Origin of the sequence: Aurantimonas sp. A2-1-M11 (assembly GCF_036549475.1) — a bacterium.
Lineage (GTDB): Bacteria > Pseudomonadota > Alphaproteobacteria > Rhizobiales > Rhizobiaceae > Aurantimonas.
The window spans coordinates 1-12,314 of sequence record NZ_JAZHLI010000043.1; the positions used below are offsets into that span (position 1 = coordinate 1).

At 66.9% G+C, this 12,314-nt stretch carries 14 protein-coding genes; 10 read left to right on the forward strand and 4 right to left on the reverse strand.

Annotation, left to right across the window (positions count from 1 at the left end; genetic code table 11):
* Positions 1-119 precede the first annotated feature (119 nt).
* A complete protein-coding gene (locus VQ042_RS17270; RefSeq protein WP_331821524.1) occupies positions 120-554 on the reverse strand; it encodes an RT0821/Lpp0805 family surface protein in 435 nt (144 codons plus the stop codon).
* A 73-nt stretch (positions 555-627) separates the two neighbouring features.
* On the opposite strand from VQ042_RS17270, the gene pdxH reads away from it, so the two are divergent.
* A complete protein-coding gene (pdxH, locus tag VQ042_RS17275; protein WP_331821526.1) occupies positions 628-1,242 on the forward strand; it encodes a pyridoxamine 5'-phosphate oxidase in 615 nt (204 codons plus the stop codon).
* A 21-nt stretch (positions 1,243-1,263) separates the two neighbouring features.
* Here the strand turns inward: pdxH and VQ042_RS17280 are convergent, their stop codons facing one another.
* The 3 genes from VQ042_RS17280 to VQ042_RS17290 form a co-directional block, all read right to left on the reverse strand.
* Positions 1,264-1,968 carry an NAD-dependent deacylase gene (locus tag VQ042_RS17280; protein ID WP_331821528.1) on the reverse strand — a complete coding sequence of 235 codons (705 nt, stop codon included), beginning with the start codon at positions 1,966-1,968 and terminating at the stop codon, positions 1,264-1,266.
* 48 nt (positions 1,969-2,016) lie between these two features.
* Positions 2,017-3,432, reverse strand: a complete 1,416-nt coding sequence (gene tldD / locus VQ042_RS17285; RefSeq protein ID WP_331821530.1) for a metalloprotease TldD — start codon at positions 3,430-3,432, stop codon at positions 2,017-2,019.
* Positions 3,433-3,559: 127 nt separating this feature from the next.
* On the reverse strand, positions 3,560-4,054 hold the full coding sequence (locus tag VQ042_RS17290) for an invasion associated locus B family protein (protein WP_331821596.1): 495 nt from the start codon (positions 4,052-4,054) through the stop codon (positions 3,560-3,562).
* A 380-nt stretch (positions 4,055-4,434) separates the two neighbouring features.
* On the opposite strand from VQ042_RS17290, the gene coxB reads away from it, so the two are divergent.
* From coxB to ispH, 9 genes are all read left to right on the forward strand, one after another.
* Entirely contained in the window at positions 4,435-5,346 is a 912-nt protein-coding gene (gene coxB, locus VQ042_RS17295; protein ID WP_331821532.1) for a cytochrome c oxidase subunit II, read from the forward strand.
* Positions 5,347-5,373: 27 nt separating this feature from the next.
* A complete protein-coding gene (gene ctaD / locus VQ042_RS17300; protein WP_331821534.1) occupies positions 5,374-6,975 on the forward strand; it encodes a cytochrome c oxidase subunit I in 1,602 nt (533 codons plus the stop codon).
* Positions 6,976-7,198: 223 nt separating this feature from the next.
* Positions 7,199-8,134 (forward strand): heme o synthase, encoded by a 936-nt coding sequence (locus VQ042_RS17305; RefSeq protein WP_331821536.1) that lies wholly within the window; start codon positions 7,199-7,201, stop codon positions 8,132-8,134.
* 1 nt (position 8,135) lies between these two features.
* A complete protein-coding gene (locus tag VQ042_RS17310) occupies positions 8,136-8,270 on the forward strand; it encodes a hypothetical protein (protein ID WP_331821599.1) in 135 nt (44 codons plus the stop codon).
* Entirely contained in the window at positions 8,267-8,896 is a 630-nt protein-coding gene (locus VQ042_RS17315; RefSeq protein WP_331821538.1) for a cytochrome c oxidase assembly protein, read from the forward strand. The genes VQ042_RS17310 and VQ042_RS17315 overlap by 4 nt, the downstream gene beginning before the upstream one ends.
* A gap of 113 nt (positions 8,897-9,009) precedes the next feature.
* Positions 9,010-9,885, forward strand: a complete 876-nt coding sequence (locus VQ042_RS17320) for a cytochrome c oxidase subunit 3 (RefSeq protein ID WP_331821540.1) — start codon at positions 9,010-9,012, stop codon at positions 9,883-9,885.
* A gap of 129 nt (positions 9,886-10,014) precedes the next feature.
* Positions 10,015-10,404: a DUF983 domain-containing protein gene (locus VQ042_RS17325; RefSeq protein WP_331821542.1), complete on the forward strand. Its 390-nt coding sequence runs from the start codon at positions 10,015-10,017 to the stop codon at positions 10,402-10,404.
* Positions 10,394-11,194 carry an SURF1 family protein gene (locus VQ042_RS17330; protein ID WP_331821544.1) on the forward strand — a complete coding sequence of 267 codons (801 nt, stop codon included), beginning with the start codon at positions 10,394-10,396 and terminating at the stop codon, positions 11,192-11,194. The genes VQ042_RS17325 and VQ042_RS17330 overlap by 11 nt, the downstream gene beginning before the upstream one ends.
* 154 nt (positions 11,195-11,348) lie before the next feature.
* On the forward strand, positions 11,349-12,314 hold the full coding sequence (ispH, locus tag VQ042_RS17335) for a 4-hydroxy-3-methylbut-2-enyl diphosphate reductase (RefSeq protein ID WP_442880112.1): 966 nt from the start codon (positions 11,349-11,351) through the stop codon (positions 12,312-12,314).

Here is a 12,314-nt window from a genome sequence, read left to right on the forward strand (position 1 = left end):
GCAAGTCCGATGAAACCGATCTTCCCATGGTGCGTATCCTCCCGCACACAAGGAATCAGAATACGTCTCCAAGCGGAACCATCCGATTCACACTTATTACTGGACGCTCTAGGCCGGCCTCAACCTTTTTCGACGAAACGCACCAGCGCCCATTCGCCCGCACCGGTGGTGCAGGCCTCGCCATCGTAGAGGGAGACGCCGTCGAAGCGCTGCCGGGAGGTCTGGAAGGTGCGGCAGATGCGCGATCCCTCGCGCACTTCCTGCAGGGCGCTGATCACGCCGCTGGTTCCGGTCTGGGGATTGGCCCAGGGATAACTCCCGGCCGCCGCCTCGATGTCGGCTGCCGAGACCGCGCTGCGCACCGTCCGCCGGTCGGACAGGCGCTCGAGGTCGGGGATCGCCGAAGTGTCCGCCGGGGCCGGCGGGCTCGCAGGCGCGATCGAACCGGTGATCAGCGTGTCGTCGATCATGTTGGGCGAATCCGGCCCGGCGATCACGCAACCACCGAGGGCAAGGGACGCGAGACCGGCCAGGAGAATTTGGAACGATGCCATCGATCTCTTATCTGTTACCGCGCCGCGCCGCGAATCACTGCGACGACGTTCTATGCAAAGGATCATGACGACAATGGCTAGCGAAGCCTTAACTCTTGGTGAAAGACCTGCCGGCGACGATCCGATCGCACTGTTTTCGGCCTGGCTAGAGGACGCCGAGGCAAGCGAGCCGAACGATCCGGACGCCCTCGCGCTGGCGACGGTGGACGAGGCCGGGCTGCCGGACGTGCGCATGGTCCTGTTGAAGGATTTCGACGAGCGCGGTTTCGTCTTCTACACGAATTTCCAGAGCGCCAAAGGGGTGCAGCTTCTGGCGAGCCGCAAGGCGGCCATGTGCTTCCACTGGAAGTCGCTGCGCCGGCAGGTGCGGCTGCGTGGCCAGATCGAGGTCCTCTCCGATGCCGAGGCCGACGCCTATTTCGCCTCACGCCCGCAGGGCAGCCGCATCGGCGCCTGGGCCTCGGACCAGTCGCGGCCGCTGGAAAGCCGGGCGGTGCTGGAGGCGAGGGTCGCAGAACTCGGCGCCGAATATGGCGACGGTCCCGTGCCGCGGCCGGCGCACTGGTCGGGCTTCCGGCTGGTGCCGAGCCAGATCGAGTTCTGGCACGACGGCCAGTTCCGCCTGCACGACCGCGCCGTCTTCACGCCGCAGGGGTCCGGCTGGACCGTGGAGCGGCTCTACCCGTAGCGGCGGCGCGACCTGGCGGGCTCAGCGCCGCGCCAGGATCTCGTCGACGAAGTCGGGCACCAGCCGGCTCGCCGGGCCGTGCCGCGCTTCGGAAAAGAGGCGTGTGCCCGCCGAGGGTTCGAGATTGAGTTCCAGCGTGCGGCTGCCGTTGGCCCGGGCGTCCTCGACGAAGCCGGCGGCGGGATAGACCGCCCCGCTGGTGCCGATCGACACGAAGAGATCGGCCGCGGCGAGGCGGTCGTAGATCAGGTCCATGTGGTAGGGCATTTCGCCGAACCAGACCACGTCCGGCCGCATGCCCTGCACCTGGCCGCACTGGCGGCAGGCCAGCTCGGTCGACAGGGCGGCGGGCGCCGCGGCGCGGGTACCGCAATGGGCGCAGAGCGCCCGGGTCAGCTCGCCATGCATGTGGACAACTTGGCGCGAGCCGGCGCGCTCGTGCAGATCGTCGATATTCTGCGTGACGAGGGTGAACCGGCCGCGGAATTCGCGTTCGAGCCGCGCTAGGGCGAGATGCGCCGGGTTGGGATGCAGGCCCGCCAGGCCGGCGCGCCGCTGGTTGTAGAAATCGTGGACCATGGCCGGATGGCGGGCAAACCCCTCCGGCGTCGCCACGTCCTCCAGCCGGACCTTCGACCAGATCCCGCCGACGTCGCGAAACGTGTCGACGCCGGATTCGGCCGAGATGCCGGCGCCGGTGAGAATGACGATGGACTGGAACTGCATGGCGGCCGTCGATCTGGTTGGAAGGGCAGGGGCGGCGGGGCCCGCAACTCAGGTCTCGGTGCCGCCGACCGTGACCCGGTCCATGCGCAGATGCGGCTGGCCGACGCCGACGGGCACGCCCTGGCCGTTCTTGCCGCACATGCCGATGCCCGTATCGAGCGCGACGTCGTTGCCGACCATCGAGATCCGGTGCATCGCCTCGGGGCCGTTGCCGATCAGCATGGCGCCCTTGACCGGTTCGGCGACCTTGCCGTCGCGGATGCGGTAGGCCTCGGTGCAGCCGAAGACGAACTTGCCCGAGGTGATGTCGACCTGCCCGCCGCCGAAGGAGACGGCATAGATGCCGTCCTTCACCGAGGACAGGATCTCGTCGGGCGTGTGCGGCCCGTCCAGCATCATCGTGTTGGTCATGCGCGGCATCGGCACATGGGCGTAGGACTGGCGCCGGCCGTTGCCGGTGGAGGCCGTGCCCATCAGGCGCCCGTTCTGCCGGTCCTGCATGTAGCCGACGAGCTTGCCGTCCTCGATCAGCACGGTGCGGTTGGAGGGCGTGCCCTCGTCGTCGATGGTCAGGGAGCCGCGGCGCTCGGCCACGGTGCCGTCGTCGACGACGGTGATTCCCTTGGCGGCCACCTGCTGCCCCATCAGGCCGGCGAACGCGGAGGTCTTCTTGCGGTTGAAGTCGCCCTCCAGCCCGTGGCCGACCGCCTCGTGCAGCATGACGCCGGGCCAGCCCGAGGCCAGCACGATGTCGAAGGTGCCGGCGGGCGCGGCGACCGCGCGCAGGTTGACGCGGGCCTGGGCGATCGCCTTGTCGGCGATCGCCTGCCAGTTCTCGGCGACGAAGAATTCGCCGAAGCCGGTCCGCCCGCCGGCGCCGAAGGAGCCCGATTCCTGCCGGTCGCCCTCGCCGCAGACGACGGAGACGTTGATGCGCACCAGCGGCCGGATGTCCTTCACCAGGCGTCCGTCGGCGCGCAGGATCTCGACATTCTGCCATTGCGAGCCGAGCGTGACCGAGACCTGGCGCACGTCGTCGCCCTTGCCGCGCAGATAGGCGTCGATGTCCTGGAGGAGCCGGACCTTGGCCTCGAAGCCCGGGGACGGGATCGGGTTCTCGTCGCCATAGACCTTGCGGTTGGTGCCGGCCGGTGCCTCGGCATAGGTGCCGGTCCGGCCGGTCTTGACCGCCGACACCGCCCGCGCGGCGCGCTTCAGCGCGGCGTCGGAGAAATCGCCGGCATGGGCATAGCCCACCGCCTCGCCGGACACCGCCCGCAGGCCGAAGCCCTGGTCGGTGGAGAAATTGCCGGCCTTCAGGCGTCCGTTGTCGAACACCAGCGATTCCGATTCGCGGTATTCGAGGAACAGCTCGCCATCGTCGGCGCCGGACAGGGTTTCCCCGAGAATCGCGTCGATCTCGGCGGGTGAGATGTCGAAGCGCTCGATCAGCGACGCGGACATGGCAGGACTCCTCGGTCGGAACAGTCCCCGGCAGATAAGCGCCGGAGGGCCGCCTGCCAACAGGGAGGGCCGCAAGACCGTGGCCGCGCGTGCCGGCCGCCGGCGATCCGGCACGCTGCCACCGGTCTCAGGGTAGGGCGGCGAAGCCTTCCTCGAAGCCGTTGAGGTCGACGGGGATGCCGATGCCCTGTTCGGGGGTCTGGAAGACGATGAAGGTGGCGGTCTCGCCGCCCGACAGTGTCGCGAGCAGCTCGTCCGCGAGGATCACCTCGGCATAGCAGCCATCGTCGAAACAGCGCACGAACTGCGCGCGGCCGATATCCTTGCCATCGACATAGAGGCCGAGACCGTTGGGCAGGAGAATGCCGAGCGGTGCCAGGACGCGCAGGATCCGCGACTGCTGGTCGGCGGTCTTCAGCGCGACGATGGACAGGCCGATCTCCGGGCGGTCCTCGGCCACGACATTCTGCAGGAGCGCGCACTGGTCGCCCGAGGCGCCGGCCGGTTGGTCGCAGACGATCGCCCAGGCGCCATGCTGCGACTTGACGGTGCCGGTCGCGCCGGACTGGGCGGAGGCCGGGTAGAGGCCGGCGACGCAGAGCGCAAGGGCCGTGGCCGCCATCTGAAGGGTTCTGATCATCGGGTCATCCGGTTCGAGACTGGCTGGCAATGTGCCGGCGTTATAGCAAACAAATGGTTACCGGACAGCGTCGATCGACGGGCCAGGGTGCCGGTCGCCGAATCACGGTAGCCGGCAACCCGATCACGCAGCCTTCACACCCTGCTGATTTCATTCCCGAACCGCCGACCCGGGCGCAAAAATGCCGCAAGCCTCGGATGGTTCTAAGCTGTTGCGGCGCGGCGGGTTTCGTGGTTTTAAGCGGCGAGCCGAGGATTCTTCCGATTTTGCGGGATGCCGGTGCTGGCGCCGGGTGGCGTCGGGCGCTATTCCTCCCGGAAACGCCGGTTCCCAAGACTGACGCATGAGCGCGCAGGGAGACAATGCGAGTGACACGATCGATCTTTGCCGCGATGGCATCATTGTGGGCGGCCGGGGCGGCCGTTGCGCAGGAGCAGAGCGTCCTTCCCGGCCAGCCGTACGACTGGCAGATGGGGCTGCAGGAGCCGATGTCTCCGATCGAGTATCAGATCCAGTGGTTCAGCAACTACACGCTGGCCTTCATCATTCCGATCACGATCCTCGTCGCCGCGCTGCTCGCCTGGGTGATCTTCCGCTACCGTGCAGGCCGCAATCCCGTTCCCTCGCGCACCAGCCACAACACCACGATCGAGGTCGTGTGGACCCTGGCGCCGGTCATCGTCCTCCTGTTCCTGGCGGTGCCGTCCTTCCAGCTCCTGACGGCGCAGTACAATCCGCCGAGTGAGCCGGAACTGACGGTCAAGACGACGGGCTACCAGTGGTACTGGGGCTACGAGTACCAGCCGACGGAGGCATCGGCCGAAGCGGCAGCCGAGCCGGTCTCCTTCGAATCCTACCCGCTGCTCGATGACGACCGCGAGGCCATGGGCAAGGCGGACCGCAACGCCTATCCGCACCTCCTGGCCGTCGACAACGAGATGGTCGTCCCGGTCGACACCGTCATCCGCCTGATCTCCACCTCGGCGGACGTGATCCACTCCTTCGCGCTGCCGTCCATGGGCGTGAAGGTCGATGCCGTTCCCGGGCGTCTCAACGAATACTGGTTCGAGGCCCTGCGCGAAGGCATGTTCTACGGCCAGTGCTCGGAGCTCTGCGGCCAGTCCCATTACAACATGCCGATCGCCGTGCGCGTCGTGTCCAAGGAGCAGTTCGCCGAGTGGTATGCCGCCGCTTCGGAGAGCCTCGAAGACGCCAATGCACTGCTGACGGCGCGGATCCAGTCCGGCGATTCCGTCGCCGTGGCCGGCCGCTAACAAGAACAGGGTTTGAGGGAGCTCGACATGGCATATGGTGCCACTCACGACGCCCATGACACGCACAAGCCTGCCGGCTGGCGGCGGTGGGTCTATTCGACCAACCACAAGGACATCGGCACGCTCTACCTGATCTTCGCGATCTGCGCGGGCATCATCGGCGCCGTGCTGTCGATCGCCATGCGGATGGAGCTTCAGGAGCCGGGTCTGCAGATCTTCGGCGATCCGCAGCTCTACAACGTGATCACGACGGGCCATGGCCTGATCATGATCTTCTTCATGGTCATGCCGGCGCTGATCGGCGGCTTTGCCAACTGGATGGTGCCGATCATGATCGGCGCGCCGGACATGGCCTTCCCGCGCCTGAACAACATCTCGTTCTGGCTGCTCGCCTTCTCCTTCCCGCTGCTGATCCTGTCGATGTTCGTCGAGGGCGCGCCGGGCTCGAACGGCGTCGGCACGGGCTGGACGCTGTACCCGCCGCTGTCGACCTCGGGCCATCCCGGCCCGGCCGTCGACCTGGCGATCTTCTCGCTGCACATCGCCGGCGCGTCGTCGATCCTGGGTGCGATCAACTTCATCACCACGATCCTCAACATGCGCGCCCCGGGCATGACGCTGCACAAGATGCCGCTGTTCGCCTGGTCCGTGCTGGTGACGGCGTTCCTGCTGCTTCTGTCGCTTCCGGTCCTGGCCGGCGCGATCACCATGCTTCTGACCGACCGCAATTTCGGCACGACGTTCTTCGCGCCGGCCGGCGGTGGTGACCCGATCCTGTACCAGCACCTGTTCTGGTTCTTCGGTCACCCGGAAGTGTACATCCTGATCCTGCCGGGCTTCGGCATCATCAGCCACATCGTCTCGACCTTCTCCCGCAAGCCGATCTTCGGCTATCTCGGAATGGCCTACGCCATGGTCGCGATCGGCGTCGTCGGCTTCGTCGTGTGGGCGCACCACATGTACACCACCGGCATCTCACTCAACACGCAGCGCTACTTCGTCTTCGCCACGATGGTGATCGCGGTGCCCACCGGCATCAAGATCTTCTCCTGGATCGCGACGATGTGGGGCGGCTCGCTGACCTTCCGCACGCCGATGCTCTGGGCGATCGGCTTCATCTTCCTGTTCACCGTCGGCGGCGTGACGGGCGTGAAGCTGGCCAATGCCGGCATGGACCGGGTCCTGCACGACACCTATTACGTGGTGGCCCACTTCCACTACGTGCTGTCGCTGGGTGCCGTCTTCGCGATCTTCGCGGCCTGGTACTACTGGTTCCCGAAGATGTCCGGCTACATGTACAACGAGACGATCGGCAAGGTGCATTTCTGGCTGACCTTCGTGGGCGTGAACATCGTGTTCTTCCCGCAGCATTTCCTGGGTGCCGCCGGCATGCCCCGCCGCTATGTCGACTATCCCGAGGCCTATGCCGGCTGGAACTACGTGTCCTCCATAGGTTCCTATCTCTCGGGCATCGCCGTGCTGGTCTTCCTGTATGGCGTCTACGAGGCCTTCTCGAAGAAGCGCATCGCCGGCCCGAATCCCTGGGGCGAGGGTGCGACCACCCTGGAATGGCAGCTGCCGTCGCCGCCGCCGTACCACCAGTGGGAAGAACTGCCGCGGGTCCGCTGAGACCCCGGGCCTGGCCGGTTCGCCGCCACCGATACAGCGTCCCGGATCTTGTATCCGGGATGCCTGACCATTTCAGGCTTTGCCAATGGCGAAGCCGGTTCCGCCCGCGAAGCGCCACGGACACAGGCGCGTCGCAGAGACGACCTCGCGGAACGACGCAACAGTTCGCACGCAGCCCCGTTCAGAAAGGATGGGGCCCTGCCGGACGAGTTCGAGGTTCGACTTGACGCTTCTCGACGCAACCCACACCGACGCCGGCACCAGCCTGGCCGAGCCGCGTGATTTTCTCGCGCTCCTGAAGCCGCGGGTGATGTCGCTGGTGGTGCTGACGGCGATCACTGGCATGGCGCTGGCCCCCGGCGCGATCCATCCGACGCTGGCGATCATCTCGATCCTGTCGATCGCCATCGGCGCCGGCGCATCGGGCGCCCTGAACATGTGGTACGACGCCGATATCGACGCCGTGATGACCCGCACCGCGAACCGTCCGATCCCGGCCGGCCGCGTCGGGCCGGAAGCCGCGCTCATCTTCGGCATTCTCCTGTCGCTGCTTGCGGTGTCGATGCTCGGCCTGGCGTCCAACTGGTTCGCGGCGGGGCTGCTCGCTTTCACGATCTTCTTCTATGCCGTGATCTACACGATGGGCCTGAAGCGCTCGACGCCGCAGAACATCGTCATCGGCGGTGCGGCCGGCGCCTTTCCGCCGATGATCGGCTGGGCCGCGGTCACCGGTGGCGTGGCGCTCGAGAGCCTCGTGCTATTCCTGATCATCTTCCTCTGGACGCCGCCGCATTTCTGGGCGCTGGCCCTGTTCAAGCTGAAGGACTACGGCAGTGTGGGCGTGCCGATGCTGCCCAACGTGGCGGGCGAGCGGTCGACGCGCATCCACATCTTCGCCTATTCGCTGGTCCTCGTGCCGGTCGGTGTCGCCCCGTGGCTGCTCGGCTTTGCCGGGCCGGTCTATGGCGTCGCGTCGGTGCTGCTCGGCGCCAACTTCCTCCGCCACGCCTATGCGACGCTGCGGATGGAGGATGGCGACGAGACGATGCGGCCGGCCAAGAAGCTGTTTGCCTTCTCCATCGTCTATCTCTTCGCGCTCTTCGTGATTCTCCTCGGCGAGGCCGCCATGCGGCCGCTGCTCCCGGCAGGGTGGTACTGACATGAACATGGAACGGGTCCGGCTCACCGAGGCGCAGCAGCGCGCCCGGCGCAATCGCTCCATCGCCATCGGCATCGTCCTGGTCTCGCTGGTGGTGATCTTCTATTTCGTCACCCTCGCGAAGATGTCCGTATGAGCGAGCCCCATCCGAACCCCGCGGCGGGCAAGCCGTCCTCGGAACGCCGCCGCGTCGTGATCGCGGTGGCCTGCGGAGCCTTCGCGCTCGGCATGGTCGGCGCCGCCTATGCGTCGGTTCCGCTCTACGAACTGTTCTGCCAGGTGACCGGTTACGGCGGCACGACCCAGCGCGCCGAGACGGCGCCGAGCGAGGTCAGCGACCGGACCGTGCTGGTGCGCTTCGACGGCAATGTCGCGCCGGGCCTGCACTGGAAGTTCGGCCCGAACGACCGCGAGGTCACGGTCAGGCTGGGCGAGACGCGCCAGACCAGCTTCCACGTCAAGAATCTCTCGGACCAGCCGGTCCGCGCCCAGGCGACGTTCAACGTCACGCCGGTCGCCGCAGGCGTCTATTTCAACAAGATCGCCTGCTTCTGCTTCGACAACCAGATCCTCCAGCCGGGCGAGGAGATCGACATGCCGATCGTCTTCTACGTCGATCCGGAGATGATCGAGGCCGAGGAGCTCAAGAACGCGCCGGGGATCACCCTGTCCTATACCTTCTTCCCGCTCGACGAGGCGGGCGCACCCGTCACCGCCCAGACGGGCGGCCAGACCGAGACACCGAAGACCGATCAACTCTAGGCCACCGCGATTCGTCGCGGTGATTGTCGAAAACACCAACCAGATGCTGGAGTTGCCGCGCGAGTTTCGCTAAGCAGACCGCAGGGCATTCAGAACGAGACCGGGGACCCGCGATGGCCGATACGCACGCCAAGCACGACTATCACATCATCGATCCGAGCCCGTGGCCGTTCCTCGCCTCGGCCGGGGCCTTCATCATGATGATCGGTCTCGTCGGCTACATGCGCGCCTTCTCGGGCGGACAGTTCGTCATGTTCGGCATCGATTTCGCCGGTCCGTGGATCTTCTATCTGGGTCTCGCGATCGTCCTGTACGTGATGTACGGCTGGTGGTCGGACACCATCAAGGAAGGCCAGGAGGGCGCTCACACCCGCGTCGTGTCGCTGCATCTGCGCTACGGCATGATCATGTTCATCGCCTCCGAGGTGATGTTCTTCGTGGCGTGGTTCTGGGCCTTCTTCGATGCCAGCCTGTTCCCGAACGAGGCGATCCAGGCGTCCCGTGTCGAGGCGCTCGGCGGACAATGGCCGCCGGTCGGCATCGAGGTTCTCGACCCGCTGCACCTGCCGCTGTTCAACACCGTGACGCTGCTCCTGTCGGGCACGACCGTGACCTGGGCGCATCACGCGCTGCTGCACAACGACCGCAAGGGCCTGATCTGGGGCCTGGCGCTGACCGTGCTGCTCGGCCTGATCTTCTCCTACGTCCAGTATTACGAATACGCCCATGCGCCCTTCGCCTTCGGTGGCTCGATCTACGGCTCGACCTTCTTCATGGCGACCGGCTTCCATGGCTTCCACGTCATCGTCGGCACGATCTTCCTGATTGTCTGCCTGCTGCGTGCGATGAAGGGCCAGTTCACCCCGCAGAAGCATTTCGGCTTCGAGGCGGCGGCCTGGTACTGGCACTTCGTCGACGTCGTCTGGCTGTTCCTGTTCTTCAGCATCTATATCTGGGGCAGCTGGGGCGGCCAGATCCACGCCGGATAGCCGGCGCGGCAGAGGACTTCTCGAAGGCGGCGCAGCGATGTGCCGCCTTCTTCGTTTCATGACCATGGGCAGGACGGGCGCACGCCAGCGTTTGCCCGGTAGGCCGGTCATCGCGCACGGAGCAGGCACTTGAGCGACCCAGGCGGACGTCCGCAGATCTCCGCCGACCCGGTCAAGGCCGGTGTCCTCGGCCGCTGCCCGCGCTGCGGCAAGGGAAAGCTGTTCGATGGCTTCCTGACCCTGGCGCCGCGCTGCTCCCATTGCGACTTGGATTACGGCTTTGCCGATTCGGGCGACGGCCCGGCGGTGTTCGTCATCCTGATCGTCGGCATCATCGTCGTGGGGCTGGCGTTGTGGGTGGAGGTGGCCTTCGATCCGCCGCTCTGGCTGCATTTCCTGCTGTGGCTGCCGCTCACGCTGATTCTGGCGCTGCCGCTGCTGCGCGCGCTCAAGGGGGTGATGATCGCCATGCAATACCGCCACAACGCCGCCGAGGGGCGTCTGCGCGATGATGTCTGAGACCGGTGTGTCCACGGGGGCAGGGGGCCCGGCCCATGTGCCCCAGCGCATGTCGCGGACGAAGTTCTGGATCGCCCTGGGCGCATGCCTCGTCGGCATCGCGATCCTGTTCAGCCTCGGCACCTGGCAAGTCGAGCGGATGCAGTGGAAGCAGGCGCTGCTGGAGCGGATCGACGCGCGCATCCACGCGGCGCCGTTGGACCTGGCTGCGTTGCAGGCGCGCTTCACGGAGACCGGCGACGTGGACTACACGCCGGTGACTGCCACCGGGCGGTTTCTCCACGATGGCGAGCGCTTCATGCTCACGACCTTCGATGGCCAGCCCGGCTGGAACGTCTTCACGCCGCTGGTCACCGGCGATGGCACCGCGGTCTTCGTCAATCGCGGCTTCGTGCCCTACGAGATGCGCGAGCCGGCTCGGCGCAGCGACGGCCAGGTCGACGGCGAGGTCACCGTGACCGGGCTGGCCCGCGATGCGCCGCGCGAGACGCCGGGCTTCTTTGTGCCCGACAACGAGCCGGGCAACGACACCTTCTTCTGGCGCGATCTCGATGCGATGGCCGGCGGCCTGACGCTGGGAACCGGCATCGAGATGCTGCCTTTCTTCGTCGATGCGGGGCCCGGCGCGGCGCCGGGTGGCTGGCCGGTGGGCGGCACCACCGTCATCGACATCCCGAACAACCATCTGTCCTACGTCGTCACGTGGTACGGACTGGCCATCGCCCTTGCCGTGATGACCGGGATGCTGGTCGTCGGGGACCGCCGTGCGGCCAGGCGCCCGCAAGCCTGACACGTCGCTGCCGCGCCGCATTGCTGCGCCAGAACCGGCGCGAGTCTTGACACCCATGCGCCGCATCCCTTCATTCGGCGCGACGTCCGACCTGCCGAACCGCCCGGAGCCCGCCTTGTTCGCCACAGCCACCAAACCGAAGCTGACGATCCGAATGTGCGAGCCGCGCGGCTTCTGCGCCGGCGTCGACCGGGCGATCCAGATCGTCGTGCTGGCGCTGAAGAAATACGGCGCGCCGGTCTATGTGCGGCACGAGATCGTTCACAATCGCTATGTGGTGGAAGGCCTGCGCAGCCAGGGCGCCGTCTTCGTCGAGGAACTGGATTCGGTGCCCGACGACGGCCAGCCGGTGGTCTTCTCGGCCCATGGCGTGCCGAAATCGGTGCCGGCCGCTGCCGAGGCGCGCGACCTTCTGTATCTCGACGCGACCTGCCCGCTGGTCTCCAAGGTCCACAAGCAGGCCATGCGCCACACGCGGCTGGGCCGCCATGTCCTCCTGATCGGCCATCGCGGCCATCCGGAGGTGATCGGCACGATGGGCCAGCTGCCCGAAGGCAGCGTCACGCTGATCGAGACCGAGGCGGACGCGGCGGCCTACGCGCCGGCCGATCCGGCGGCACTCGGCTTCGTGACCCAGACGACCCTGTCGGTGGACGACACCGCCGGGATCGTCGCCTCGCTCCAGGCGCGGTTCCCGCAGATGCAGGCGCCCTCGTCCGAATCGATCTGCTACGCGACGACCAACCGGCAGGACGCGGTGAAGGCGGCGGCGCCGGGTGCCGACCTGTTCCTCATCGTCGGCGCGCCCAACTCGTCGAATTCCCGGCGCCTCGTCGAGGTGGCCGAGCGGTCCGGCGCGATGCAGGGCGCCCTCGTGGAGGGTCCGCAGGATTTGCCCTGGGACTGCGTGCCGCCGGGCGGGGTGATCGCCATTTCGGCCGGGGCCTCGGCACCGGAAATCCTCGTCGATGCCATCGTCGACGCCTTTCGCGACCGCTTCGACGTGACCATCGAACTCGTCCGCACCGCCGAAGAGACCGAGAACTTCCCGGTGATGCGCAGCCTGCGCCAGACCCCGCTCACCGCCGCCGACATGGCCTTCGTCAACGGACAGGGCTGA

Coding starts and splice junctions, on each gene's coding strand:
- VQ042_RS17270 (WP_331821524.1), bottom strand. CDS start 554: ATGGCATCGTTCCAAATTCTCCTGGCCGGTCTCGCGTCCCTTGCCCTC.
- pdxH (WP_331821526.1), top strand. CDS start 628: ATGGCTAGCGAAGCCTTAACTCTTGGTGAAAGACCTGCCGGCGACGAT.
- VQ042_RS17280 (WP_331821528.1), bottom strand. CDS start 1,968: ATGCAGTTCCAGTCCATCGTCATTCTCACCGGCGCCGGCATCTCGGCC.
- tldD (WP_331821530.1), bottom strand. CDS start 3,432: ATGTCCGCGTCGCTGATCGAGCGCTTCGACATCTCACCCGCCGAGATC.
- VQ042_RS17290 (WP_331821596.1), bottom strand. CDS start 4,054: ATGGCGGCCACGGCCCTTGCGCTCTGCGTCGCCGGCCTCTACCCGGCC.
- coxB (WP_331821532.1), top strand. CDS start 4,435: ATGCGAGTGACACGATCGATCTTTGCCGCGATGGCATCATTGTGGGCG.
- ctaD (WP_331821534.1), top strand. CDS start 5,374: ATGGCATATGGTGCCACTCACGACGCCCATGACACGCACAAGCCTGCC.
- VQ042_RS17310 (WP_331821599.1), top strand. CDS start 8,136: ATGAACATGGAACGGGTCCGGCTCACCGAGGCGCAGCAGCGCGCCCGG.
- VQ042_RS17315 (WP_331821538.1), top strand. CDS start 8,267: ATGAGCGAGCCCCATCCGAACCCCGCGGCGGGCAAGCCGTCCTCGGAA.
- VQ042_RS17320 (WP_331821540.1), top strand. CDS start 9,010: ATGGCCGATACGCACGCCAAGCACGACTATCACATCATCGATCCGAGC.
- VQ042_RS17330 (WP_331821544.1), top strand. CDS start 10,394: ATGATGTCTGAGACCGGTGTGTCCACGGGGGCAGGGGGCCCGGCCCAT.
- ispH (WP_442880112.1), top strand. CDS start 11,349: ATGTGCGAGCCGCGCGGCTTCTGCGCCGGCGTCGACCGGGCGATCCAG.